Source organism: Streptacidiphilus cavernicola, assembly GCF_042510955.1.
GTDB lineage: Bacteria > Actinomycetota > Actinomycetes > Streptomycetales > Streptomycetaceae > Streptacidiphilus > Streptacidiphilus cavernicola.
On sequence record NZ_JBHFAB010000002.1, the window covers coordinates 289,689 to 315,236 of the forward strand.

The window sequence follows — 25,548 nt, forward strand, 5'->3', positions numbered from 1 at the left end:
AGGAACCGATGATGGCGCGAGCGATATGGACCGGAGCCCTCAGCTTCGGACTGGTCACCGTCCCGGTCGGGATGTACTCGGCGACCGAGGACCGCACCACCCACTTCCACCAAATCCAGCGCGGCACCACCGACCGGGTCCGGATCCGCCGGGTGAACGAGCGGACCGGCCGCGAGGTGGAGTTCGGCGACATCGTCAAGGGCTACAACCTGGGCGACGACCAGTACGTGGTGATCGATCCCAAGGAGTTGGAGCAGATCGCCCCCGGGCGCTCCCGGGTCATCGACGTCTCCGCGTTCGTCGACCTCGCGGCGGTGGACCCGGTCTACTTCACCGGCTCGTACTTCCTGGCGCCGCGCGGTGAGGAGTTCACCCAGATCTACGGCCTGCTGCGGGAGGCGCTGGAGGACAGCCAGAAGGTCGGGGTGGCCAACTTCGTGATGCGCGGGAAGGAGTACCTGGCGGCGATCCGCCCGGCCGGTGACGTGCTGCAGCTGCACACGCTGCACTACGCCGACGAGGTCCGCTCGGCCGCCGAGGAGCTGCCCTCGCTGCCCGAGCGGACCAAGGTCGACCACAAGCAGTTGGCCGCCGCCCGGCAGTTGATCGAGGCGCTCAGCACCGAGTGGGACCCGGACCAGTACCGCAACACCTTCGAGGACCGGGTGCACGAGCTGATCGACGCCAAGCGGGCCGGGCAGGAGGTCGTCAGCGCCGAGGCCGCCCCCGAGGCCACCAATGTGATCGACCTGATCGAGGCGCTGCGGGCCAGCCTCGACCGGGCCGGCAGCAGCAGCCCGGCCAAGGCCGCCGACGACGACGACGAGCCGGCCAAGGTCACCCCGATCAAGCAGGACGCGGGCCTGGACGGCCTCAGCAAGGCCGAGCTGTACGCACGGGCGACCGAGCGGGGCATCGCCGGACGCTCCAAGATGTCCCGCGAAGAGCTGCTCGACGCCCTGGCCGCCCCCGCCCGCAGGTCCGGACGCAAGGCAGGCGCGGCCTGAAGCCCTCCCTCAGCCCTGCGGCTCGGCGGTGGGTGTCCGGGTGGGGACGGCCGCGGCGGTGCCCGGGACCAGGCCGGGCCAGCGGCGGCGGGCGCCCTGCCGGGTCATATTGCAGGCCTGGCCCAGCTCCGGGTAACCGGCCCCGGCGTGGGCCGCGCGGGCGGCGGTCCGGTCGATCTGCCGGGCCAACGCGCGCTGCAGGTGCGCCAGCGCGTGCAGGGTGGCCAACGGGTCCTCGGCGCTTGAGGCGCTGGAGGGGCTTGAGGCACTGGAGCCGCTTGAGGGGCTGGAGCCCCCCGATCGGGTGCCGCTGGACGGGCTGGAGCCGCCCGCCGTTCGAGGGGCCGGTGGCGCCCCGGCCGGGTGCGAGCCGCCCAGCGGGCGGAAGGCGCGCCGGGCCACCCGCCGGGCCAGGTCGGCCACGGCCTCGTCGGCGAGCGCGGCGATCTCGTCCTCGGACAGCACCAGGGCGAACGGTGTGCTGGGCATGTCAGTCACCCTAGGCCCGCGGCCCGGGAGCGACAACCGCGGTTGTCCCGTCCGAGCCGGTGAACGGGCCGGTGAGCAGGCTGTCACCTGGAGTGATCTCATCGTCCTGCTCTTGCCCTCGCCCTGCCGAGACGTAGGGTGTGAGACAGACGGCCTCCCGCTTATGTGGCTCTCCGTACCCGTGGACCGGCTGTCGAAACCGCGCATCACTGCCGACAACCGGTCGGCTGTGCCGGGCGCAGAAAGTTGGCCTTCATGCAGGCAGCCTCGCAGGCCCTGTCGTGGGTGTGCCGCAATCCGGGCAGTGCCGCCCGGCGGGCGATTCCCCTGACGACACTGCTGCTGGCAGCCCTGGCGCTGCTGCTGGCCAGCCCCGCGGGGCACTACGGCCTGGTCCTGGCGGTGGTGCCGTTCCTGGCAGCGGCGGTGCACACGGTGGCCGGGACGGCCGCGGTGGGCGCACTGACGCTGGGGACGTACGTACTGCTGCGGAGCCAGCTGGCCGAGGGCGAGACCTCGGTGTGGCTGATCAAGCTCGGTTTCGTCGCCACCTCCGCGGTGGTCGCCGTGCTGATGGCGCAGGCGCGGGTGCGCGAACGCGCGCTGGCGCACAGCCGGGATCTGGCGCTGGCGCTGCAGCAGGGGCTGCTGCCACGGCAGTTCCCGCACAGCAGCGCGGTCGAGGTGTGCCACCGCTACATCCCGGCCGACACCAAGGCCGGCGTCGGCGGCGACTGGTACGACGTGATCCCGCTGTCCGGCTCCCGGGTCGCCCTGGTGATCGGGGACGTGGCCGGGCACGGCATCCACGCCGCCGCGATGATGGGGCGGCTGCGCACCGCCGTGCACACCCTGGCCGATCTGGACCTCGGCCCGGACGAGCTGCTGGCCAGGATGGACGACCTGGTCGCCCGCACCGGGGCCAACGAGGAGCAGTGCGAGCTGGCCGCCACCTGCCTCTACCTGGTCTACGACCCGGTCACCGGGCACGGCAGCATGGCCGGCGCGGGCCAGCCGCCGCCCGCCTTCGTGGACCGGGAGGGCCGGGTCGAGTTCGCCCGGCTCCCCGAGCACCCGCCGCTGGGGCTCGGTGGCACCCGGTTCCGCAAGGTCGACTTCGCCATCGCCCCCGGCACGGTCATCGCGCTCTACACCGACGGCCTGCTCGACCTGCGCCGCAACCACACCGACGTCGCGCTGTCCCACCTCGCCGACGACCTCGCCCACGGCGGCCCCGGGCTGGACGGCATGGCCGACCGGGTCTGCTCGAGCCCGCATGTCAGCACCGACGACGACGTCGCCCTGCTGCTGGCCAGGACCAGGACCCTGCCGACCGCCGACGTGGCCAGCTGGGACTACCCGGCCGCGCCGCGCTCCGTGCCGCGGGCCCGCAACGCGGTCACCGCGCAGCTGGAGGCCTGGGGGCTGGGCGACATGGCGTTCGGCACCCAGCTGGCGGTCAGCGAGCTGCTCACCAACGCGGTCACCCATGCCCGCGGCCCGGTCACCGTGCGGCTGATCAGGGACCGCGCGCTGATCTGCGAGGTGAGCGACTGCAGCAGCTCGGCCCCGCGGCTGCGGCACGCGCAGCTGATGGACGAGGGCGGCCGGGGCCTCGACCTGGTCAGCCAGATCGCCGACCGCTGGGGCACCCGCTACACCGACACCGGCAAGACGATCTGGATCGAGCAGGCACTGCCGGTCCTACTGCGCTGACACCGGCCCCGGCGGGCTGGGGCACAGGTTCGCCGCCGCCGGGCCGGGGCACAGGTTCCGTGCGAGCATGCATTCCATGGCGAACATCGAAGAGTACGGCGGCGGCCAGCACACTCCCGACGTCCTGGTGGTCACCACCAACGACGTGCCGGGCCACCGGGTCGAGCGGGTGATCGGCGAGGTGTTCGGGCTGACCGTCCGCTCCCGGAACATCGGCACCCAGCTCGGCGCGGGCCTCAAGTCGCTGGCCGGCGGCGAGCTGCGCGGCCTCACCAAAACACTCGTGCAGAGCCGGAACGAGGCGATGGACCGGCTGATCGAGCAGGCCCGCAGCCGCGGCGGCAACGCGGTGCTGGCGATGCGCTTCGACGTGAGCGAGGCGGGCAACGGCGCCGAGATCTGCGCCTACGGCACAGCCGCCGTCATCACCCCGGTCACCGGCGGGAGCTGACAGCGCGTCGGCCCCAGCGGGCGGCATCGCGTCCGGCCAGCGGCCCGGCACTGAGCCCGGTACTCGGCCGGAGACGCTGCGCCGGTCGGCGGGTCTGCGCCAAGATGTGCACGTGGCTGACGATGTGCAGGTGCTGACCGCCCGGCTGCGGGCGCGGCTGGCCGCCGGGGAGTTGCCGGAGGCGGGACCGGAGATCGCCCGACTGCTCGACGAGACCGAGCGGCTCACCGCGCTGCTCTCCGGCGGCACCCCCGAGTACGCGGTGCGAGCCGTGATCGACGGCCAGGTCGGCGCGGTCGAGGACTACGGCACCGACCGCGAACTGCTCCTGGTCCGACTGGAGCAGCCCCAGCCGGACGGCTACCGCATCGCCGTACTCACCCGCCGCACCGTCCGCACCCCCTGGACCGAGACCACCGACCCCGAACTCCTCGCGGCACTGGATCGGCCCTGAGCGCCTAGCCGACGTCGATGGCGGTGACTGCGGGGGCGCCGGTCGGGGCGTCCTGGTCGCCGTATCCGGCTGCTGCCAGCGCCCTCCGGGCCACCGACACCGCTTCGGCCTGGGCGGCGGTGCGGTCGTCGGCCTGGACTTCCAGGTGCAGCACGAACCGCCCGCTGTCCGGGTCGACGCTGACCAGGTCCAGGTCCGCCGGGACGGCGCCGACCTGGTCGGGGTCGACCCCTTGCAGGGCCGCCACCAGCCGGGCCCTGGCGTCGTCCGCCAGCGGGCGCTTGAAGGTGCCCGGGATCGTCAGCACGAATTTGCTCATGCCTGTTCTCTAGCCCCGGAACGCGAACTGAAACCCCAGTTCACAGCCTTAACAGCGGTTCCCAACGGTCAGCGCGGACGGTCCGCGGAGGCCGCCCGCTCCTCGTACCAGCGCTCCAGCAGCGTCGGGAGTTCGCGCCGGACGAAGGCGAAGAAGGTGAGCGACCCGTTCAGCCGGGCGCCGGCCGGGGAGTCGGCGCCGAGCAGTGCGACGCCCTCGGCGAGGCCGGACTCCCAGCGCACCAGCATCTGGTCCCGGCGCAGCAGCGCCTCGTGCCAGACGTCGTCGAGCACCCGGTAGCGGTCCCGCCGCGAACCGGGGTCGCGCTCCCTGGTGACCAGGGAGACCTGGGTCAGGTAGCGGACCGCGCCGGAGACCGCGGCCGGGCTGATGTCCAGCAGTTCGGCCAGCTCGGTCGAGGTCAGCCGACCGGAGTCGGTGGCCAGCAGCGCCACGAAGACCCGGGAGGGCATCCGCGGGATGCCGCTGTCGCAGAGCACGCCCGCGAAGCGCTCGATGAAGTCCCGCAGCTGATCAGTCTCCATGCGCCCGAGGCTACCCGCCCATTAGAGGATTCATAACATTCACAAAATTGTAAAACAAGCGTAGCGTCGAGCCATGACCACAGCGATCTCCGTGTCCGGCCTGGTGAAGACCTTCGGCCGGACCCGCGCCCTCGACGGGCTGGACCTCAGCGTCGCCCGGGGCGAGGTGCACGGGTTCCTCGGACCCAACGGCGCGGGCAAGTCCACCACCATCCGGATCCTGCTCGGGCTGATCCGGGCCGACTCCGGCAGCGCCCGGCTGCTGGACGGCGACCCCTGGCGCGACTCGGTCGCCCTGCACCGGCGGCTCGCCTACGTCCCCGGGGACGTCACGCTGTGGCGCAACCTCAGCGGCGGCGAGGTGATCGACCTGCTCGGCAGGCTGCGCGGCGGCCTCGACCCGAGGCGCCGGGCCGACCTGCTGGAGCGCTTCGAGCTCGACCCGACCAAGAAGGGCAGCGCCTACTCCAAGGGGAACCGGCAGAAGGTCGCCCTGGTCGCCGCGCTGGCCTCGGACGCCGAGCTGCTGGTCCTGGACGAGCCCACCTCCGGACTTGACCCGCTGATGGAGGAGGCCTTCCGCGGCTGCGTGCTCCAGGAGCGGGACCGCGGCCGGACCGTGCTGCTGTCCAGCCATCTCCTCTCCGAGGTCGAGGCACTGTGCGACCGGGTCAGCATCATCCGCGCCGGACGCACCGTCGAGACCGGGACGCTGACCGCGCTGCGGCACCTCACCCGGACCTCGATCAGCGCCGAACTCGCGGCCCCGCCAGCAGGATTGGACGCACTGCCGGGTCTGCACCAACTGCGGCTGGACGGCGGGCGGCTGAGCTGCCAGGTCGACGCCGACCACCTCGACGGCCTGCTCCGCGCGCTCACCGCGGCCGGAGTGCGGTCACTGACCAGTCGTCCACCGACCCTGGAGGAGCTGTTCCTGCGGCACTACGAACCCGCAGACCCGTCCGCCAGCGCCCCGTCCGCCGCCGCCACCGACCCCCGGGGCCGGGCGTGACCGCCGGGCTCGGTGTGCTGCTGCGGCTCGCCCTGCGCCGGGACCGGGTGATGCTGCCGGTCTGGCTCTACGCCCTGATCGGCACGGCCGCCAGCACCGCCGTCTCGATCCGCGCCCTCTACCCCGACCAGGCCTCCCGGGACCGGCTCGCCGCGGGCATCAACGACAACGCCTCGCTCCGGGCCCTGTACGGCCCGGTCTACGACACGCACAGCCTGGGCGCGCTCACGGCCTGGCGGGTCCTGCCGTTCGGCGGGGTGATGATCGGCCTGCTCTGCGTGCTGCTGGTGACCCGGCACACCCGGGCCGAGGAGGAGTCGGGCCGACTGGAACTGCTCGGCGCCGGAGCCGTCGGCCGGGCCGCGCCGCTCACCGCCGCACTCGGCACCGCGCTGGCGGCCTGCGCGGCGGTCGCGGTCGTGGTGCCGGTGCTGATGGCCGCGCTCGGCCAGGACCTGGCCGGGTCGGTCGCCTTCGGCCTCGCCTACGCCGGGGTCGGCCTGGTCTTCGCCGGGGTCTCCGCGCTGGCCGCCCAGCTCACCGGGACCTCCCGGGCCGCCAACGGCATCGGCGGCGCGCTGCTCGGCGCGGCCTACCTGCTGCGCGCCACCGGGGACGCCGCGGGCGACGGCGGACCCGCCTGGTCGGCCTGGCTCTCCCCGCTCGGCTGGGCGGAACGGGTCCACTCCTACGGCGGCGACGCCTGGTGGCTGCTCGGCCTGATGCTGCTCGCCGCCGCCGTGCCGACCGCCGCCGCGTACGCGCTGGCCGGACGGCGCGACCTCGGCGGCGGGCTGCTGCCGCAGCGCCCGGGGCCCGCCGCCGCGGCGCCGTCGCTGCGCGGCGCGTACGCCCTGGGCTGGCGGCTGCAGCGGGGCAGCCTGTTCGGCTGGGCCGCCGCGTTCCTGGTCTCCGGAGCGGTGCTGGGCGGCATCAGCCGGGGCATCTCCCGGCTCGTGGACGGCAACCAGCAGGTCGAGCAGCTGTTGCGGCGGATGGGCGGCGCCGAGGGGGTGGTCGACTCCTACCTCGCCACCATCATGGGCACGCTGGGCATGGCTGCCGCCGTCTACGCCGTGCAGACCGTGCTGCGGCTGCGCGGCGAGGAGGCCGAGGGCAGGGCCGAGCCGGTGCTCGCCACCGCGGTGACCCGGCTCGGCTGGGCCGGCAGCCACCTGCTGTATCCGCTGGCCGGATCGGCGGTGCTGCTGCTGTCCGGCGGACTCGGCGCGGGGCTCGGCGCCGGGGCCGTCCTCGGCGACACCGGCGGCTGGACCGGGCGGCTGGTCGGCGCCGGTCTGGTGCAGCTCCCGGCGGTGTGGGTGTTCGCCGCGGTGACGCTGGCGCTGTTCGGGCTGGCGCCGCGGCGGACCGCCGCGGGCTGGGGCGTCCTCGGCGCGCTGCTGCTGATCGGCTACCTGGGTCCGGCGCTGCACGCCGGTCAGTGGCTGCTCGACCTGACCCCGTTCACCCACGTCCCCCGGCTGCCCGGCGGCGTGCTGACGCTCCGTCCGCTGCTCTGGCTGACCCTGGTCAGCGTGGTGCTGGGTACGGCCGGGCTGCTCGGGCTGCGCCGCCGCGACCTGGCCGGGTAACGCCGGTTTGTCACCTTGACGATAACTAGGTCGAGCCAATATCGTCTAGATGACGAAAAGGGGGCCTCCACCATGGCTGACATCAGTAAGCGCTTCGGGCTGCGCCATCTCCGCGCCGCGCCCACCTCGCACATCCGCCACCTGCGCCGCGGCGAGGTGGCGCACGAGGGCGCCGGACTCGCCTTCTGGTTCCGGCCGCTGCTCGCCGCGCTGTCCGAAGTGCCGGTCGACGACCGGGAGCTGTCCATGCTGTTCCACGGCCGCACGGTCGACTTCCAGGACGTGACCGTGCAGGCCACGGTCACCTTCCGGATCACCGACCCGGCCGCCGCGGCCACCCGGCTCGACTTCGGCATCGACCCCGACACCGGGGTGTGGCGGGCCGCGCCGCTGGAGCAGATCGGCTCGCTGCTCACCGAGACCGCCCAGCAGCACGCACTGCACCTGCTCGCCCGGACCACCCTGGCCGACGCGCTGGTGGACGGCGTCGCCGCGGTGCGGGCCCGGATGGCGGAGGGGCTGGGCAGCGAGCCCCGGCTGACCGAGACCGGGCTCGCGGTCATCTCGGTGCGCGTGGTCGCGCTGCGGCCGGAGCCCGAGGTGGAGCGGGCGCTGCGCACCCCGGCCCGGGAGCGGATCCAGCAGGAGGCGGACCGGGCCACCTTCGAACGCCGCGCGGTCGCGGTCGAGAACGAGCGGGCCATCTCCGAGAACGAGTTGGACAGTCGGATCGAACTCGCCCGGCGCGAGGAGCAGTTGGTCGCCCAGCAGGGCGCCAACGCACGTCGCCTGGCCGAGGAGGAGGCCGCGGCAGCGGTCGTCCGCACCGACTCCGAGGCCGGTCGGCGCACCACCCTGGCGACCGCCGAGGCCGAGGCGGTGCGGACCATCGGCGCTGCCACCGCCGCCGCCGAGGCCGACCGGCTCGCCGCGCACCAGCAGGTGGACCCGGCGGTGCTGCACGCCCTGGCGCTGATCGAGCTGGCCGGTAACCTGCCCCAGGTGGACCACCTCACGCTGAGCCCGGACCTGCTCACCGACCTGCTGGGCAGGCTGGCCCGGTGAGCCTGGCCCCGCGCGCCGTCCTGGTCCACCGGCGGACCGAGTACCAGGAGCTGATCGACCGTCACAGCACGCGTGGACAGGCCGAGTTCTTCCTGCGGACCAGGGGCAGGGAGATCGCCGAGGTGGAACGCGGGCACCGGCTCGCCGAGACCGCCCTGGCCGAGGTGGCCGGCGCGGTCCCGGCCGACTGGCGGCAGGCCCGGGTGGAGCGCGCGGACCTGGCCCGGTTCCTGTTCGCGCCGGACGACGTGGTGGTCGTGGTCGGCCAGGACGGGCTGGTCGCGAACGCCGCCAAGTACCTGGCCGGGCAGACCGTGCTGGGCATCGACGCCGACCCGGGGCGCAACCCCGGCGTGCTGGTCCGGCACCGCGCCGCCGACGCGGCGAAGCTGCTCAGGGCCGCGGTCGGGACCGGGGTCGAGGCCCGGCTCGACCAGCGGACCATGGTGGAGGCCGTCGCCGACGACACCCAGCGGCTGCTGGCCCTCAACGAGATCTACCTCGGCCAGCCGGGCCACCAGACCGCGCGCTACCGGCTGCGGACCGGCGACGCGGCCGAGCGGCAGGCCAGCTCGGGGGTGCTGGTCGGCACCGGCACCGGCGCCACCGGCTGGTGCCGCTCCACCTGGCTGGAGCGCCGCAGCGCGTTGGAGCTGCCCGCCCCCGGCGGCCCCGAGCTGGCCTGGTTCGTGCGCGAGGCCTGGCCCTCCCCCACCACCGGCACCGAGCAGGTGCAGGGGCTGCTCGCCCGGGACCAGCGGCTCTCGCTCACCGTCGAGTCCGACCGCCTGGTCGCCTTCGGCGACGGCATCGAGGCCGACGCCCTGGAACTGACCTGGGGTCAGGTGGTCCACGTCGGCGTCGCCGCGACCCGGCTCCGGCTGCTCAGCTGAACCGGCCGACCGCCGCGGCGGGCCGCGACCGGCCCGTTCGGCCCTGTGCGCCGTGGCGTTCGGCCGGATCGGGCGGCCGGGACGCTACGGTGCTGCTGCCCCGGTGGCGGGCGATCCGGTGCAGGTGCGCACCCCTTGGCGAGGAGGGCGAGTGGCACGCACGAGCCGTGCGGATGCCCGGCCGTCGGACCGGCGCTCGGACCGGCCGTCGGCCCGGCTCACGGCCCGGCTGTCGGTCTGGCTGCGGGCCCGGTGGCGGCATCCGGTGGTGGTGCAGACGGTGCGGGCGACCGTCGCTGCCACCGCCGCCTACGCCATCGCGGAGCGGCTGAGCAGCGAACCCGCGCCGCTGACCGCCCCGCTGACAGCGCTGCTGGTGGTCCAGGTCACCCTCTACTCGACCCTCACCACCGGCGTCCGGCGGGTGAACTCGGTGGTGGTCGGGGTGCTGATCGCGATCGGCTTCAGCGCGGTGATGGGGCTGACCTGGTGGAGCCTGGGGCTGATCATCCTGGCCGCGCTGACGGTCGGACGGTTCGTCCGGGTCGACGAGTTCGTCAACGAGGTGGCGATCAGCGCCATGCTGGTGCTCGGGGTGACCCGGCTGGCCTCCCAGGCCTGGGACCGGGTGCTGGAGACGGTGATCGGCGCCGGGGTCGGGCTGCTGCTCAACCTGGTGTTCGCGCCCCCGGTCTGGGTGGACTCGGCCGGGGAGTCGATCCAGGACCTGGCCCGGCGGGCCCGGCAGTTGCTGTTGCACCTGGCCGAGGAGCTGCGCGGCCCGCTCCCGGTCGAACGGGCCGCCACCCGGCTGCACCAGGCCCGGGGCCTGGACCAGGACATCGCCCAGGTGGACGCCTCGCTGCGGCAGGCCGAGGACAGCCTCCGGCTGAACCCGCGGATCGCCGGGGGCACGCTGTCCCGGGTGGTGCTGCGCACCGGGCTGGACACGCTGGAGATCTGCGTGGTGGTGCTGCGGGTGCTGGCCCGCTCGCTGACCGACCTGGCCAAGCGCCGGGAGGACGACCAACCGCTGTTCCCCGAGGAGGTGGCGGTGGTGCTGGAGGAGCTGTTCACGCACATCGGCGCCGCCCTGGTCAGCTTCGCCGTGCTGGTGACGGCCCAGGCCAGCACGGACGGCGGCGAGGCGGAGGCCCGCCTGGCGGCGGAGCTCTCGGCCGCCGCGGCCGGACGGGACCGGGTGGCGCGGCTGATGCTGCTTCAGGTGCAGCGGCATCCCGAGGCCTGGCAGCTGCACGGCTCACTGCTGGCCGAGCTGGACCGGATCCTGGACGAACTCGACCTGGAGCACCGCTCCCGGCGGCTGCTGGAGGAGCTGGACCGCGCCTCCGCCTCCCAGCGCGTGCAGCGGGCCCGGCTCGGACGCCGCCGGGTCAGAGTGTGACGACCCCGGAGCAATGACAACAGCGGTTGTCCGGGCGGAGCCGCCGAACGCTTGCCGCACAAGGGTTCCGGCACCTGCCCCGTCCCGTCCCGACCCACCGGTTGCGGCCCGCTGTGGGGCGGCGCACGGTCGAGATGTGGTGCTTTGCGGTGTCGCACCGTCCGTCCACCCCGGGTGCCACCCGTTCTTCCAGCAAGATCTCTGGAGGTAGTCCATGGCTACGGTGATCGACCCCACTCAAGTGATCGGCCACAAGGTGATCGACGCGCAGGGCCACAAGATCGGCCAGGCCGAGGAGGTGTACCTGGACGACAGCACCGGCGCGCCGCAGTGGGTCACCGTCAAGGGCGGCCTGTTCGGCGGCAAGGAGCACTTCGCACCGCTCGAAGGCGCCAGCATCGTCGAGGACGATGTCCGGCTGACCTGCGACAAGGCCCAGGTCGACAGCGCGCCCGACCTGGAGACCGGACACCACCTGTCGGTCGAGGAGGAGCGCGCGCTCTACCAGCACTACGGTCTCGGCCAGTCGGGCTCCGGCTTCGGCACCGGCGGCCTGGCCGCCCCCGCCCCCACCACGTCGGGCTTCGGCACCGGCGGCCTCGCCGCCCCCGCCGCCGGCGCGGCCGGTCTGGGCGCTGCCGCGGGCGCGGCCACCGTGAAGACCCCCGGCCTCAAGGCCGACACCCGTGACGAGGACCTGCTGCGTCACGACCGCGACGAGAACACCATGACCCGCTACGAGGAGCGGATGCGGGTCGGCACCGAGCGGGTCGAGTCGGGCCACGCGCGGCTGCACAAGTACGTCACCACCGAGCAGGTCCAGCAGGTGGTGCCGCTGACCCACCAGGAGGTCAGGATCGAGCGGGAGATGATCCCGGAGGCCGAGCGCAGGGCCGCCATGGGCGACGGCCGGATCGGCGAGTTGGAGCAGGACGTGGCGTTCTTCGAGGAGCGCACCGTCGTCACCAAGGAGACCGTCCCGGTCGAGCGGGTGCACGTCCACCTGGAGGAGGTCACCGAGGAGGTGACCGTCATGGAGGAGCTCCGCACGGAGCACATCGACCTCGAAGGCGAGACCCGGCCGCTCGGGGACAAGACCAAGGGCGGCATCAAGGACACCCTCAAGGACAAGATGAACCGGGACGACCGCAACCTCAGGTAGAGGCCAGGGCACGACTCCTCGCAGCACTCGACAGGCACGGCGATGGCCGGCGCACGACGCGTCGGCCACCGCCGTGCCTGTCGCCATGCTCAGCCGCTGGGCGCGAGCCGGGCGTAGACCACCACGTTGTCCTGGTACTCCTGGTCGGTGAACGCACCGCCGCAGGTGATCAGCCGCAGTTCGGGGTCCGGGCGCGCCCCGTAGACCGCGGCGGTCGGGAACGCGTCCTTCGGGTAGTGCGCGACCGAGGTCACCTGGAACCGGACCGTCCCGCCGCCGCTCAGCGTGACCACTACGATGTCGCCGATCCGGATCAGCCGCAGGTCCGCGAACACCGCGGGGCCGCTGGAGGAGTCGACGTGGCCCACCAGCACGGCCGGTCCGGCCCGTCCGGGGACCGGTCCCGCGTCGAACCAGCCGACCTGGTCCGGGTTCGCCGGGACGTCGAGGGCGCCGGTCGCGGTCAGGCCGAGCGACTCGGTCGAGGCGTGCACCTTCAGGGCCGGGATGGACACCTCGACCGGGTGCGCCGCGGTTCCGGCCGGCGGCGGGCTCGGCTGCGCCACGATCGGCCCGAGCGCCGCTCCGGGCGCGGCGGCGGCGAGCGGCGCCAGGTTCGACGAAGGACCGGCCCGGTGCTCCAGTGAGGCCCCGAGCCCGACCGCGCCGACGACCGCTGATGCTGTCCCCGCCAGCACCAGCATCAGCGGTCGCGGCGCGATTCGGCCCCCCGCTCGGGGCCTCGCATGACGTCCCACCTGCGGCTCAACGCCGCCGCAGGCGCCTGGCGGCGAGGAAGGCCACGGCCGCGCCGGCCAGCAGGGCAGCGGCCCAGCCGGCGGTCGCGGCCAGGGAGGACCCGGTGCTGCTTGCCCCGCCGAGGCCCGCCGCGACCCCGCCCTGCGGCTGGGTGGAAGGACCGGCCGAGTCGGTCAGGTCGATCACCTGGGGAGCGGCGGCAGCGGAGGAGAGCACCACCAGGGTGTGGGTGCTCCGCCCGGCCAGCTCGACGGTGCGGCTGGTGCTGGCCGCGGCGGTGCTGACCTTCACCGTGGTGCTGCCGGCCGGGACCGTGCGGTAGGGGGTCGAGGTCGGGAAGCGCAGGCTGCTCTGGTCCAGCCCGGCCACGTCCACCGAGACGCTCGGCTGGGTCAGCGACGCCTGGATCACCCGGACCCCGGCCTCGCCGCTGGGCGCGGACAGCTGGTCCGGGAGGGTCTGCAACTGCAGCGCCTTGGTCGGCCCGAGCCCGGCCACGGTGTAGGCCTTGCCCCGCACCACGTCCACGGTCGAGGAGATCACCGGCGGCTGCGTGGACGATGCCCCGGCCAGCCGCATCGCCACGGTGTACTGCCCGGTGGCCACCGACTCGTACGGGGAGGCGTCGCCGTAGGCCACGTGCTTGAGCACCAGCGCCGCGCGCGAACCGCCGAAGGGGTAGAGGTAGACGTCCACCGGGGGCGTCCCCGGGGAGAAGTGCGCCAGCCGGAGCCAGCCGCCGGTCCAGGCGTTGGAGGCGGCGGGCGTCGCGGCGGCGGCCGGGGCGACCAGGGCCGCGGAGCCGAGGGCCGCTGCGAGCAGAACGGCCGCGGGTCTGCGGAGGCGTAGCGTCATGGGGCGCATGGGATGCACAACTCTCTTGTCGGACAACGGGGTTGTCACTACGGGACGCCGATCGGGGCCGGCTGGGCATAGGTCAGGAGCAGCCCGGCCGGGGCGCCGTCGGCGGCCGGGGCGGTGCCGGTGCGCAGCGCCCGGTACGGCGGCTGCTGCGCGGCGAGGAGGGTGCGCACCGCCCGCGCACCGGCACTGTCGCCGGTCGCGGGCCGGTGGTCGACGGTGCCGAGCTCCAGCCCGCCGCGCGGGACGGAGGGCCCGGCCCCGGGGACGGCGGGCCCGAACGAGCTGACGGTGAGCGTGTGACCGCTGCTGAGGGCGGCGAGCACGGCGCAGACCCGCAGGTCCACCAGGCCCTGGCCGATCACCAGCCGGGCGGTGGGCGCGAAGACCAGGTGGCTGTTCGCCAGCAGCGCCTTCCCGGCCTGCCGACGCGCCGTCAGGTCGGCGGCGAGCTGCCGGTCGTAGGCCGCGCGGCCCATGTGCGCCACCGCCTGGACGATGACCGCCTGGGCCCCGCTGCCGAACTCGGCCAGCGGCTGGGTCGCCGTCAGCGCGGTCAGCCCGGCCCCGAGCCGGTTCCGCAGGGTGCCGGTGACCAGGGCCACGTCCGCGCCCTGCAGGGCCTGTGCGCTGTCGTCGACCGGGACCAGCGAGGCGGTCGGGAAGCCCAGCGAGGAAAGCGTCGCGCAGAGTGCCGCGTCGCAGGCCACCAGTTGGCCGGGGCCGACGTCGGCGATGACCCACTGGGCGACCTGGGTCCTGACCGCCGGGGACGGCACACCGCTGGGTGCGGTGTCGGCCGCGCCGGACCCGGCGGTCGCCGTGCCCGCGCCGGGCGCCGGGCCCGATCCGGCCGCGGTGCGACCCGCGACCGAGCCGCCGCCGGTGCCGCCGCTGAGCACGATGCCCGCGCCGACCAGCCCGAGCACGATGGTGACGGCCAGTGCGACCAGCGCCGCCCGACCGCTGGAACCGCCCCGCCGTCCGGTCCGCGGCGTCATCGGGCCGAGGCCCAGCCGCCGCCGGACGAAGGAGCGGAGCGTGTTCCAGTAGACCCGCAGCCAGGACGGCTCGGGTGCGCCCGGCGGCTGCGGGACCGTCACATCGACTGTCGGCGGCGGTGGTCCGGCGGAGATCCCGGCAACGCGGTCGCGGGTGACAGGGCGACGGGGCTCGAAGAGGTTCTGGGGCATGGCGCGCTCATCAATGAAGGAGGCGGCCAGAACCTGAAGGTCGTGGTGTACGTCGCCGCACACGCATCGCCGGTTCGCAGCCGGACAGGAAAGTGCCCGATGTGATTAATTGCAAGCTAGATAGCAGCACAAGCGGACACCCAGGGCAACAGAAATCGCCTTGCGTATCAACGACCGGACAGTAGGTGACCGTGCCCGGTCAAGCCGTTCGTTGCCGGGGGCACCGCGCCGTGCCAGGCTCACCGCATGCGCTACATCATCATCGGAGCCGGGGCGATCGGCGGCGGCATCGGCGGGCGGCTGCACGAGAGCGGGCAGGACGTGGTGCTGGTCGCCCGCGGGCCGCATCTCGCGGCGCTCCGCACGGACGGCCTGCGCTTCAGCAGCCCCGAGGGCACCAGGACGCTCGCCGTCCCGGCCGTCGGCGGGCCCGGCGAACTGCGGCTGGACCGCGACGACGTACTGCTGCTCGCGGTCAAGGCCCAGCACACCGCCGCCCTGCTGGACGACTGGTCCGGCCGCCCGGTCGACGGCGGCGGCACCGCGGGCGAACTGCTGCCGCTGCTCTGCGCGCAGAACGGCGTGGAGAACGAGCGGCTGGCGCTGCGCCGGTTCCGCCGGGTCTACGGGGTGTCGGTCTGGATGCCCGCCACCCACCTGGAGCCAGGCAGGGTCGCCGTCCCCGGCGCACCGCTGAGCGGCTTCCTGCACCTCGGCCGCTACCCCGCGCCGACCGGCGCGGACCCGAGCGGCGGCGACCCGACCGTGCGGGCGATCTCCGCCGACCTGGAGAAGGCCCACTTCCGGGCGCCGGTCCACCGGGACGTGATGCGCTGGAAGTACGGCAAGCTCATCGGCAACCTGGGCAACGCCGTCGACGCGCTGGCCGATCCGGCCGAGCAGGACACCGCCGCCGAGCTCTACCGGCGCGCGCGGGCCGAGGGCGCGGCGGTGCTCACCGCGGCCGGCATCCCCTTCGCCTCGGTCGACGAGCAGCTCGCCGTGCGCGGCGACCTGATGGATCCGGTCCCGCTGGACGGCGCGGAGCGGGGCGGCAGCTCCTCGTGGCAGAGCCTGGCCCGGGGCACCGGCTCGATCGAGGCCGACTACCTCAACGGCGAGATCGTGCTGCTCGCCCGTCGGCACGGCGTCCCGGCCCCGGTGAACGAGGCACTGCAACGCCTGGCCACCGCATACGCGCGGGCGGGACGGGCGCCGGGGAGCCTGCCGACGGCGGAGCTGACCGCGCTGCTCGCGCTCTGACCGCCGCGCCGCCGACGGTGCTGACGGCCGGTCAGTGGTGCGCCTTGCGGTGCGCCGGGTGTCCGGCCCGGGGCCGGGCGGCGGGCTTCTTCTTCGCGGCCGGACGCCTCGCCGGGGCCGCGGCGTGCTTGGCGGCGGGCTTGGCGGCGGGCTTGGCCGCGACCGAGTCGCTGGACGGCGGTGGCGGGGTCGGCAGGGTGACCTTGGCCAGGGAGAGCGACGGCTGGCCGTGCAGCGCCCCGGTCATGGCCTCCTTCCAGATCGGTCCGGCCAGCGTGCCGCCGAAGGCCTCGCCGATGGACTGGCCCGCGTAGGAGCGGTAGCTGAGGCTGCCCAGCGGGGCCTGGGTGTCGCTGACCACGGTCGCCGCCGACACCTGCGCGGTGAAGCCGGTGAACCAGACCTGCCGGTGGCCGTCGGTGGTGCCGGTCTTTCCCGCGTCGTCGCGGTCGGACAGCCCGGCCGGGGCGCCGGTGCCGTCCTGCACCACGCCGTGCAGCATGGTGGTGATCGAGTCGGCAGTGTGCACCGTCATCACCCGGCGGCAGGACGCCGCCGGGACCGGGATGGAGCGGTGGTCCGGGGTGGTGACCGAGGTCAGCGCGATCGGCGCGCAGTAGTGGCCGCGCGCGGCGAAGGTCGCGTAGACCGCGGCCATCTGCAGCGGGGTGAAGTTGTTGGTGCCCAGGGTCAGCGACTGCACCTGGTCGATCGGCTTGAGGTGGCCCGGCTTGTCGACCAGCGCCTGCGAGCCGAGGCCGAGCTTCCCGGCCATCTGCACCACCTTGCACAGCCCGGTCTTGGCCTCCAACGGCACGAAGTACGTGTTCACCGACTGGGCCATGGCGTCGGGCATGGTGAACGGGCCGACCAGGCTCGGGCTGTCGTTCTGGTCGCCGGGGACCTGCGGCAGCACCGCGCCGTCACAGGTCCGCATCGCCGGGTAGTCGTCCTGGTAGGGCGCGGGGAAGGACTGGGACATGCTGATCCCCGCCTCCAGCGCGGCGGCGGCGGTGACCGGCTTGAAGGTCGAGCCGGTCTGGAAGCCGTTGCCGCCGCCCATCAGCCGGTCCACGTTGTAGTTCAGCTCGGTCTGGTGGTCGCCGGGGCCGTAGGGGCGGCTCTGCGCCATGCCCAGGATCTTCCCGGTGCCGGGCTGGACCAGGCTCACCGCCGCGGCGGCCCGGTCGGTGGCGTAGACGTGGCTGGTCACCGCCTTCTGCGCGGCGGTCTGGGCGATCGGGTCCAGGGTGGTGTGGATCTTCAGCCCGCCGGCGTCCCAGAGCTGCTCGCGCTCCGCCGCGGTGGCCCCGAACGCCGTGCTGTTCAGGAAGACGTGTTGCACGTAGTCGCAGAAGAACGCCTCCCCCTTCTGCGCGGTGATGCAGCCCTGCTGCGGACGGCTCACCGCGAGTCCCAGCGGCTGCGCCTTGGCGGCGGTCGCCTGGTCCGCGGTGATCGAGTTGTTCGCGGCCATCGCATCCAGCACGGTGTCCCGGCGGGCCTTGGCCTCGTCCGGGTTCAGCACCGGGTCGTAGCGGCTCGGCGACTGCACCAGGCCTGCCAGCGTGGCAGCCTGAGTCAGCGTCAGTTCGCTGGCGTGGACGCTGAAGTAGCGTTCGGCGGCGGCCTCGATCCCGTAGGCCTGCTCACCGAAGAAGGTGATGTTGAGGTAGTCGGCCAGGATCTGGTCCTTGGAGAGCGTCTCCTCCAGCCTGATCGCGTACTTCATCTCCGCGATCTTGCGGCCGACGGTCTGCCGCTGCGCCTCCAGCACGGCCTGCTGGTCGTCCCCGGCCTGCTCGACAAAAACGTTCTTCACGTACTGCTGGGTCAGCGTGGACCCGCCCTGGGAGACCTGGGCGGAGCCGAGGTTCTCGGAGAGGGCGCGGAGCGTGCCGCGCAGGTCGATCGCGCCGTGGTCGTAGAAGCGGGCGTCCTCGATGTCGATCAGCGCGTGCTGCATCACCGGGGCGATCTTCGTCAGCGGCACGACGGTGCGGTCGCGCGAGTAGACGGTCGCTATGACGCCACCGGCCGAGTCGTAGACGGTGGACGCCTGGGAGAGGGCGGGGGCGGTGAAGGTATCGGGGATGCTCTCGAACCCGGTCACGGCCGCTTTGCCGGTCATCCCGACCGCGGCCACCACCGGCAGCGCGAGCGCCGCGGCGAGGCCTCCGGCCAGGACGCTGGCACCGAGGAGGCGCAGCGCGAGGGTGCCCTTGTGGGAGCTGGTGGCGCGGGCGTGGGGGTGAGGGTGGGCAGCGGGCTCGGCTGACGCCTCGGCCGGGGGCTCAGCCGCGGACTGGGCCCGCGGATCGGCCGGGGGCTCGGCCGGCGGCTCGGCCGCGGACGCGGCGACCGGCTCGGCCGGGGGTTCGGCCCCGGACTGCGCTGAGCGGTCGGTCGCGGACTGCGCTGAGCGGTCGGCCGCGGACGCGGTGACCGGCTTGGCCGGGGGCTCGGACCCGGACCGGGCTGAGCGGTCGGACGCGGCGACCGACTCGGCCAGCGGTTCGGCCGCGGACTGCGCTGAGCGCTCGGCCGCGGACGCGGCGACCGGCTTGGCCGGGGGCTCGGACCCGGACCGGGCCGGGGGTTCGGCCGGGGGCTCGGCCGCAGACTCGGCCGGGGGCTGGCGTTTGGGTTGGGGATCGCGACCGGAGCGCTTTGCCGACATACCGTCACCTTCGCACCGACTGTGCGCGGACGACACGATCTGTTAGCCCGCCCGTGCGCCCCCACCGGACCCGGTGGTCCGCGCCTCGGTCCGGCCGGACCGGGCAGCGCCGGTCACCTGCGGGGGTTGAGACGGCGGGTGGGGGCCGCGGCTGACGGATCCTCCGGCCAGGGGTGGCGCGGGTAGCGCCCCCGCAGGTCGGCGCGGACCGCGCGGTAGCCGTCGCCCCAGAACGACGCCAGGTCCGCGGTCACCGCGGCCGGGCGACCGGCCGGGGACAGCAGATGCACCGTCAGCGGGACCCGGCCCCCGGCCAGTGCCGGGGCCGCGGCCCAGCCGAACAGCTCCTGCAGCTTCGCCGCGAGCACCGGCCGGTCGCCGGAGTAGTCGACCCGGATCCGCGAGCCGGAGGGGACGGTGATCCGCTCCGGCGCGAGCTCGTCCAGCCGTCCGGCCGCGCCGGAGGCCCAGGGCAGCAGCCGGGCCAGCGCGGACGCGGTGTCCAGCCGGGCCAGGTCGGCGCGGCGGCGGGCCCGGGACAGCTCCGGCTCCAACCAGTCGTCGGCGGCGGCCAGCAGCGCCGCGTCCTCGACGTCGGGCCAGGGCGCACCGAGCACCCGGTGCAGGAAGGCCAGCCGCAGGCGCAACGACGCCGCCCGCTCCGACCAGGTCAGCAGCTCGCCGACGCCCTCCCGGGCCAGCCCCTCCAGCAGCGCGGCCCGCAGCAGCGCCGGGTCGGGGGCGGTCAGCGGCTTCGCGGACAGCTCGATCGCGCCCAGCGCGCGCACCCGCCGCGCCGCGACGTCGCCCCGGCGGGCGCCGGGCGGCACCGCCCAGCGGACCTCCTCCCGCTCCGCCAGCAGCGCGGCCCCGGCCTGCAACGCGGTCTCCTCGTCGAGGACGGCGGCGAGTTGGATCCGCGCCGACGCCGACCCGGCGGGCCGGTCGGCGACCGCCACCGCCAGCCACGGGGCCGCGGCCAGGGGCGAGCCGGGAGCGGTCGCGGCGGCGGTCCCCGACGCCATCAGGAACTCCGCGCCCGCACGGGGGTCGGCCCCGGCGGTGGCCCGGTCGGTGACCGGACGCCGCGCCCGCGCGACGCGTTCCGGGAACGCCAACGCCGCCACCAGCCCGGCCGCCGCCCCATCCGCCAACCCAAGCGACCCGGCCGCGGCAGCGGCCGTTCGGCCGAGTCCGGGACGATCAGCTCCGCGGCCGTCGGCTCCACGGCCATCGGCTCCGGGACGGTCGGTTCCGGGACGGTCGGCACCGCGGCGGTCGGCCCCGCCACCGTCGACTCCGGCACGGTCGGCTCCGGGACGGTCGGCTCCGCCACCGTCGGCCCCGGGACGGTCGGTTCCGGGACGGTCAGCACCGCCACCGTCGGCTCCGGGACGGTCGGCCCCGGGACGGTCGCCCTGCGCGGGGTCCGGGACCACCGCCCCCGCGGCGCGGCGCGGCGGATCGCTGTCGGCTCTGCCGACACCCCGCTCCGGGGACAGTTGGCGGGCGAGCCTGCGGGTCTCCTCGTGCCAGCGGGTGGCGTAGGGGTCGCGGCTGCGGCGGACCATCCGCCAGACCGCTGACAGGTCGTCGCCCAGGGCGCGCGGGGGCTCCTCGGAGAGGACGGCGACCAACTCGGCCGCCCGGGTCGGGCCGACCAGCGGTGCGCCGTCCAGGAGGGCGCGGGCCAGCCGGGGGTGCAGCGCGGTGGCGGTGATGCGACGGCCCCTGGCGGTGACCCGGCCCGCGGCGTCGACCGCGCCGAGCGCGGTGAGCGTCTCCCGCGCCGCGGCCATCGCGCCGGTCGGCGGGGCGTCCAGCAGGGCCAGGCCGTGGGCCCGCGGGTCGCCCCAACAGGCCGCCTGCAAGGCGAACGCGGTGAGGTCGGCCAGGGCGATCTCCGGGGTCGGCAGCCGCTGCGCCATCGCCTCCTCGGCCTCGGACCAGCAGCGGTACACCGTCCCCGGGGCCTCGCGTCCGGCCCTGCCCGCCCGCTGGCGGCCGGTCGCCAGCGAGGCCCGCACCGTCACCAGGCTGGACAGTCCGCGGGCGTGGTCGGTGCGCGGCTCGCGGGCCAGCCCGCAGTCGACCACCACCCGCACCCCCGGCACGGTCAGTGAGGACTCGGCCACCGCGGTCGCCAGCACCACCCGGCGACCGCCCCGGCCCGCCGCGAGCGCGGCGTCCTGCACCTCGGCCGGCGCCCGGCCGTGCAGTTGCAGCACCTCCACCGGGCCACCGTCGCCGCCGTCGCCGTGACCGCTGTGACCGCCGAGGCCGCCGAGCAGCCCGGCCACCCGGGCCAACTCCCCCGCGCCGGGCAGGAAGCACAGCACATCGCCGTCCCGCTCGCGGAGCGCGCGGCGGACCGTCGCGGCCACGTGGTCCAGCAGCGCCGGGTCGGTGCGGAGCCCCTGCGGCGGACGGACCGGGCGCGGCGGCGGCGCCCAGACGGTCTCCACCGGATAGGAGACCCCGTGCGCCTCCACCACCGGGGCGGGCCCGTCCTGGCCGCCGAGCAGCGCGGCCCACGCGGCGGTGTCCGAGGTGGCCGAGGCGCAGACCAGCCGCAGTTCGGGGCGCAGCGTCGCCCGGACGTCGAGCAGGAAGGCCAGCGCGGTGTCGGCGTCCAGGTGGCGTTCATGGCACTCGTCCAGGACGACGGTGTCCACCCCCGGCAGTTCCGGATCGCGCTGCAGCCGTTGCAGCAGCACGCCGGTGGTGACCACCTCGACCACGGTGCCGGGCCCGACCCGCCGCTCGCCGCGGATGGTGTGCCCGACCCGCCCGCCGGGGGCCTCGTCCAGCAGCCAGGACATCCGCCGGGCCGCCGCCCGCACCGCGAGCCGGCGCGGCTCGGCGACCAGCACCCGCCGCAGCGGCCCCGGCAGCGCGTCGACCAGCCCGGCCAGCGCCAGCGGCACCAGCGTGGTCTTGCCGGTCCCGGGCGGCGCGGCGAGCACCGCGGTCCCCCGGGCGTCGAGCGCCCGCAGCAACGCGGGCACGGCCGCACGGACGGGGAGGTCGAGCCAGGCAGGGTTCACCCGAGCAGTCTCCCCGATCCGGCCGCCGAGGTCAGATCGGGCCAGGTCCGGCCAGACCAAGTCGCGTCAGGCCAGCAGGCCCGAGCCGAGGTGGTCGGTCGGGTCGGGGACGCCGGGGAGGGCGAAGAAGTAGCCGCCGCCGGTGGGGCGGATGTAGTCGACCAGCGGCTCGTCCGCCAAGCGGGCCTGGACTGCCTCGAACTGACGGACGACGTCCTGCTGGTAGCTGCAGAACAGCAGGCCGACGTCGAGGTTGCCGTTGCTGTCGACGCCCCGGTCGTAGTTGTAGCCGCGGCGCAGGATCTGCTGCGCCCTGGTCGCCCTGTCCCGCGGGTTGGCGAGCCGGATGTGCGCGGTCAGCGGGACCGCGATGCCCTGCGGGTCCGCGGCGTAGTCGGGGACGTCGGTCTCGGCGGTGCCGTCCAGCGGGGCTCCGCTGTCGCGGCGGCGGCCGATCATGGTCTCCTGCTCGTGCAGCGAGACCCGGTCCCAGAACTCGACCAGCATCCGGATGATCCGCACCACCTGGTAGCTGCCGCCGTCGGTCCAGGCCGGTTCGCCGTGCTGCCCGCCGCCGGTCCAGAGCAGGGCGTCGGTGACGGCGGCGTCGCGGACGTCCGGGTTGGCGATGCCGTCCTTGAAGCCGAGCTGGTTGCGCTGGACCCCGGTGGGCCGCGGTCCGGCGTGGAAGCCGTCGGCCTTCCAGCTCAGCTGCATGCCGTCGCGGGTGTGCTTGGCGATGTCGCGCAGTGCGTGCATCACCGTGTCCCGGGAGTCGGCGCAGATCTGCAGACAGAGGTCGCCGTGCAGTTCGGTGGAGCCGGCCAGGTCGTCGTTGGGGAACACCGGCATCGGCTTCAGCCGGGCCGGTTTGCGCCCGGCCAGCCCGTAGCGGGCGTCGAACAGCGAGGCGCCGACCGCGACCGTCACGGTCAGCCCGTCCGCCGGGACGACCGGGCCGAGGGTGGCGCTGTCGGCCGGGACCTGTGCCACGTCCACGGCGGGCGGGGTGCCGCCCGCGGTCAGAAAGCGGATCCGGTCGGTGAGGGTGCGGAACAGCCGCTCAAGCCCGGCCCGGTCGGCGGCGGTGGCGTTGAAGGCGGCGAAGGTCGCCGCGGCCTGCGGCGCGGTGGTGATCCCGGCCTGGTGCGGGCCCTCGAAGGGGATCCGCCGGTCCGCGCCCGGGGCCCGGCCGGAGTCCGCGTCGGCGTTCTCCGCCCCGGCCAGCACGCCGACGCCCGCCCCCGTCACGGTGCCGAGCGCCGCCCCGCGCAGGAAGGTACGGCGGCCCAGGCCAGGCCTCGGGCCGGGTCCAGGGTCAGCGCCCGGCCCGGGGCCGGTCAGTTCGGCGGCAGCGGCGTCGGCGGCGGCGTCGGCGGTCATGCGTTCGGCCTTCCCTGGAGCAGGTCGGGGACGGTGGAGAGCTGTTCCAGCAGCCCGCCCAGGTCACTGTCGAGCCGCTGACGCTGCGTCAGCGTAAGTGCGGCGGGCGGGATCCAGGCCCCGGCCGGGGTGCGGTCGGCGTCGAGGTCGCGGTCCAGTGCGGTGAGGCCGGAGTCGAGCCGGCCGGTCAGGCCCGGATCGCGCGGGGCGATCAGCCCGGTCAGCGTGGCCAGCACTGCCACGGTCCCCTGGACGTTGGCCCGGAGCGTCGCCAGCGCGGTGCCGCTGCCGTAGTCGGAGCTACCGGTGAGCTGGAACTGCAGCGCGTTCTCCAGGATCTCGTGGCTACGCAGCGGCAGGTCGCCCGGGTCGATGTCGGCGCTGGGGAAGTCCGCGATCATGCCCTGCACCGAGCCGACCAGACGGTGCGTCAGTACCCTTAGCACCGACGCGGACTGACCGTGCCACAGGCCGTACTCGATCCGGTGGAAGCCGGTCCAGGACGGGTCCGCGGTGCCCAGCGGCAGGCCGTCCGCCGTTCCGTCGATCGCGGCGTCGAAGTCGCCGAAGCTGTTGTAGGCGGCGCCCAGGCGCTCGTAGTCCAGGTGCGCGGTGAGCCAGTCGGCGCGGGCCCGGGTCAGGTCGCCCGCCCGGACGTCCGCGTCCAGCACCCGGCCGGCGGCGAGCAGGCCGGGCAGCGCGGCGTCGACGTAGCGGCGGTAGGCGTTCACCGGTCCGGCCAGGTCCAGGTCCGGCAGCGGCGGGATGCCGCGGACCGGGTCGGCGACGGCCCCGGTGAGGCCGCGCACCGGGGAGGTCCGCACCGTCCCGTCGGTGAAGACGCAGCGCAGCGCGTAGCGGCCGGGCCCCAGCGCGGTGGCCAGGGTCCGCGGCACGCCGGGCAGCAGCGAGAGCACCTCGGCGTAGACCTCGCCGCCGTCCGCCGAGACCAGGTAGACCTCGGCCGGGTCCCGGGCGGTGTCGCTGAGCTGGAACGACTGCGGTCCGGCCGCGGCCGGGGTCCAGCCGGAGCCGCAGTCGCCCTCGCCGACGGTGACCACGGGCCCGGCGGAGGCCGGGACGGCGCCGCCGAGCAGGGCGAGCGCGGCGGCGCACACGGCGGCGGCTGCCAGGATCCGGAACGGCAGCCGCCGGGCGCGCGGGGACGGGTCGGTCATGGTGGCGGGTTGCTCAGTTCCAGATGTCGGTGATCGCGGGCGCGGTGGCGCTGGAGCCGACGGCCGCCAGACCGTACATCTGCTCCAGAGTGGCCAGCAGGTTGTAGTGGTTGACGGTCTCGTCGTAGTGGCCGGTCTTGACCGACTGGCCGACGACGATGGTGGGGATCTGGTTGCTCTCGGTGTAGTCGTCCTCGTCCCAGGTGACGATCAGCAGGCTGTTGTTGGCCTTGGCCCAGGTCGCGTAGGCGGACATCTTGCTGTTCAGCCAGGTGTCGGCGGCGGCGATGGTGCCGTCGTGCATGTCGTCGTTGAGGTTGGGGATCACGAACGACAGCGTCGGCAGGCTCGCGTAGCCGGAGGCGCTGGTGGGGAACGAGGTGAACGGCAGCGAGTCCGCGGCGGGCACGTTGCTGAAGTTGATCCACGGCGAGTGCTTGCGCGCGTACTTGCCGGACGAGCAGGTGGTGGAGCCGGTGGAGGGCAGGCCCTCGGAGTAGCCCTTGAAGGTCTTGCCCGCGGCCAGCAGCTCGGAGCCGAGGTTGGCGACGTTGCCCTTGTTGACCGGGCAGGTGTCGGCGCTCAGGCCGAAGGTGCTCCCGGCGAACAGCGCCATGTAGTTCGGCTCGCTGGGGTGGGTGACCCCGTACGAGGAGGTGAGCAGCGCGCCCTGGGAGGCGAGCGAGTTGAAGTACGGGGCGCCGCTGTTGCCGATGATGTCGGAGTAGGAGTGGTTCTCCTCCATCACCACCACGACGTGGGCCGGGGTGGGCACCGAGCTGGCGACGGGCTTGGCCGCCACCGGGGTGCCGTGCGGCTGGGCCACCGCGACCACGCCGAAGGCGGCGGCGACGGTTGCGGCGGTGGCCAGGGACCAGAGTGTGCGGGACCTCGAACGCATGGGAGAACTCCACTGGGACGGGGTGGGTCAGGACATGGCAGCCCGCGGCTACGGAGCAGCAGCCTAGGAGCGCTGGATGACGTACGAACCACCGTTCCACCCGAGGTTGGTGAACTGCTCATGTCATGCGAGTGTCGCAGCCCCGACGCGACCGCGAAAGGGCCGGTGAA

At 74.6% G+C, this 25,548-nt stretch carries 22 protein-coding genes; 11 read left to right on the top strand and 11 right to left on the bottom strand.

Going from position 1 to position 25,548, the window contains the following annotated elements; all coding sequences use genetic code 11:
- Positions 1-11 precede the first annotated feature (11 nt).
- Positions 12-1,007: a non-homologous end joining protein Ku gene (gene ku, locus ACEZDE_RS03525; protein ID WP_380531904.1), complete on the top strand. Its 996-nt coding sequence runs from the start codon at positions 12-14 to the stop codon at positions 1,005-1,007.
- A gap of 9 nt (positions 1,008-1,016) precedes the next feature.
- Here ku and ACEZDE_RS03530 read toward each other — a convergent pair whose 3' ends face one another.
- Complete coding sequence (locus tag ACEZDE_RS03530) at positions 1,017-1,496, bottom strand: hypothetical protein (RefSeq protein WP_380531906.1); 480 nt, start codon at positions 1,494-1,496, stop codon at positions 1,017-1,019.
- 255 nt (positions 1,497-1,751) lie between these two features.
- Here ACEZDE_RS03530 and ACEZDE_RS03535 point away from each other — a divergent pair, with 255 nt between their 5' ends.
- The 3 genes from ACEZDE_RS03535 (at position 1,752) to ACEZDE_RS03545 (ending at position 4,117) form a co-directional block, all read left to right on the top strand.
- A complete protein-coding gene (locus tag ACEZDE_RS03535; protein WP_380531908.1) occupies positions 1,752-3,212 on the top strand; it encodes an ATP-binding SpoIIE family protein phosphatase in 1,461 nt (486 codons plus the stop codon).
- A gap of 76 nt (positions 3,213-3,288) precedes the next feature.
- Positions 3,289-3,663, top strand: coding sequence for a YbjQ family protein (locus tag ACEZDE_RS03540; RefSeq protein WP_380531911.1), 375 nt, complete (start codon positions 3,289-3,291; stop codon positions 3,661-3,663).
- Between the two features lie 112 nt (positions 3,664-3,775).
- Entirely contained in the window at positions 3,776-4,117 is a 342-nt protein-coding gene (locus ACEZDE_RS03545) for a hypothetical protein (protein WP_380531913.1), read from the top strand.
- Positions 4,118-4,121: 4 nt separating this feature from the next.
- Here ACEZDE_RS03545 and ACEZDE_RS03550 read toward each other — a convergent pair whose 3' ends face one another.
- Together ACEZDE_RS03550 and ACEZDE_RS03555 are read right to left on the bottom strand one after the other, a co-directional pair.
- A complete protein-coding gene (locus ACEZDE_RS03550; protein ID WP_380531915.1) occupies positions 4,122-4,436 on the bottom strand; it encodes a hypothetical protein in 315 nt (104 codons plus the stop codon).
- A gap of 68 nt (positions 4,437-4,504) precedes the next feature.
- Entirely contained in the window at positions 4,505-4,981 is a 477-nt protein-coding gene (locus ACEZDE_RS03555; RefSeq protein WP_380531918.1) for a GbsR/MarR family transcriptional regulator, read from the bottom strand.
- 73 nt (positions 4,982-5,054) lie between these two features.
- On the opposite strand from ACEZDE_RS03555, the gene ACEZDE_RS03560 reads away from it, so the two are divergent.
- The 6 genes from ACEZDE_RS03560 to ACEZDE_RS03585 all read left to right on the top strand — a co-directional run bounded on the left by ACEZDE_RS03560 (position 5,055) and on the right by ACEZDE_RS03585 (position 12,113).
- On the top strand, positions 5,055-5,993 hold the full coding sequence (locus ACEZDE_RS03560) for an ABC transporter ATP-binding protein (protein WP_380531919.1): 939 nt from the start codon (positions 5,055-5,057) through the stop codon (positions 5,991-5,993).
- Positions 5,990-7,588, top strand: coding sequence for an ABC transporter permease (locus ACEZDE_RS03565; protein ID WP_380531922.1), 1,599 nt, complete (start codon positions 5,990-5,992; stop codon positions 7,586-7,588). The genes ACEZDE_RS03560 and ACEZDE_RS03565 overlap by 4 nt, the downstream gene beginning before the upstream one ends.
- 72 nt (positions 7,589-7,660) lie before the next feature.
- Positions 7,661-8,653 (top strand): SPFH domain-containing protein, encoded by a 993-nt coding sequence (locus ACEZDE_RS03570; protein WP_380531925.1) that lies wholly within the window; start codon positions 7,661-7,663, stop codon positions 8,651-8,653.
- Positions 8,650-9,546 carry a hypothetical protein gene (locus ACEZDE_RS03575; protein WP_380531926.1) on the top strand — a complete coding sequence of 299 codons (897 nt, stop codon included), beginning with the start codon at positions 8,650-8,652 and terminating at the stop codon, positions 9,544-9,546. Before ACEZDE_RS03570 ends, ACEZDE_RS03575 begins: the two co-directional genes overlap by 4 nt.
- A gap of 229 nt (positions 9,547-9,775) precedes the next feature.
- Positions 9,776-10,951: an FUSC family protein gene (locus tag ACEZDE_RS03580; RefSeq protein WP_380532350.1), complete on the top strand. Its 1,176-nt coding sequence runs from the start codon at positions 9,776-9,778 to the stop codon at positions 10,949-10,951.
- A 214-nt stretch (positions 10,952-11,165) separates the two neighbouring features.
- The gene (locus ACEZDE_RS03585; RefSeq protein WP_380531928.1) at positions 11,166-12,113 is read left to right on the top strand and encodes a DUF2382 domain-containing protein; all 948 of its coding nucleotides are present in this window, start codon (positions 11,166-11,168) and stop codon (positions 12,111-12,113) included.
- An 89-nt stretch (positions 12,114-12,202) separates the two neighbouring features.
- Here ACEZDE_RS03585 and ACEZDE_RS03590 read toward each other — a convergent pair whose 3' ends face one another.
- From ACEZDE_RS03590 to ACEZDE_RS03600, 3 genes are all read right to left on the bottom strand, one after another.
- Positions 12,203-12,817, bottom strand: a complete 615-nt coding sequence (locus ACEZDE_RS03590; protein WP_380531931.1) for a class F sortase — start codon at positions 12,815-12,817, stop codon at positions 12,203-12,205.
- 61 nt (positions 12,818-12,878) lie between these two features.
- Positions 12,879-13,727: a DUF4397 domain-containing protein gene (locus ACEZDE_RS03595; protein ID WP_380531933.1), complete on the bottom strand. Its 849-nt coding sequence runs from the start codon at positions 13,725-13,727 to the stop codon at positions 12,879-12,881.
- A 47-nt stretch (positions 13,728-13,774) separates the two neighbouring features.
- Complete coding sequence (locus ACEZDE_RS03600; protein ID WP_380531935.1) at positions 13,775-14,926, bottom strand: hypothetical protein; 1,152 nt, start codon at positions 14,924-14,926, stop codon at positions 13,775-13,777.
- A gap of 246 nt (positions 14,927-15,172) precedes the next feature.
- On the opposite strand from ACEZDE_RS03600, the gene ACEZDE_RS03605 reads away from it, so the two are divergent.
- On the top strand, positions 15,173-16,189 hold the full coding sequence (locus ACEZDE_RS03605; RefSeq protein ID WP_380531938.1) for a ketopantoate reductase family protein: 1,017 nt from the start codon (positions 15,173-15,175) through the stop codon (positions 16,187-16,189).
- A gap of 31 nt (positions 16,190-16,220) precedes the next feature.
- Here ACEZDE_RS03605 and ACEZDE_RS03610 read toward each other — a convergent pair whose 3' ends face one another.
- The 5 genes from ACEZDE_RS03610 to ACEZDE_RS03630 form a co-directional block, all read right to left on the bottom strand.
- Positions 16,221-18,869: a transglycosylase domain-containing protein gene (locus ACEZDE_RS03610; RefSeq protein WP_380531940.1), complete on the bottom strand. Its 2,649-nt coding sequence runs from the start codon at positions 18,867-18,869 to the stop codon at positions 16,221-16,223.
- A gap of 113 nt (positions 18,870-18,982) precedes the next feature.
- On the bottom strand, positions 18,983-21,916 hold the full coding sequence (locus tag ACEZDE_RS03615) for an ATP-dependent helicase C-terminal domain-containing protein (RefSeq protein WP_380531942.1): 2,934 nt from the start codon (positions 21,914-21,916) through the stop codon (positions 18,983-18,985).
- Positions 21,917-21,982: 66 nt separating this feature from the next.
- Positions 21,983-23,299: an iron uptake transporter deferrochelatase/peroxidase subunit gene (gene efeB / locus ACEZDE_RS03620; RefSeq protein ID WP_380531945.1), complete on the bottom strand. Its 1,317-nt coding sequence runs from the start codon at positions 23,297-23,299 to the stop codon at positions 21,983-21,985.
- Positions 23,296-24,477: an EfeM/EfeO family lipoprotein gene (locus ACEZDE_RS03625; protein WP_380531948.1), complete on the bottom strand. Its 1,182-nt coding sequence runs from the start codon at positions 24,475-24,477 to the stop codon at positions 23,296-23,298. Before ACEZDE_RS03625 ends, efeB begins: the two co-directional genes overlap by 4 nt.
- Positions 24,478-24,490: 13 nt before the next feature.
- Positions 24,491-25,378, bottom strand: a complete 888-nt coding sequence (locus ACEZDE_RS03630) for an alkaline phosphatase family protein (RefSeq protein ID WP_380531951.1) — start codon at positions 25,376-25,378, stop codon at positions 24,491-24,493.
- Positions 25,379-25,548 lie beyond the last annotated feature (170 nt).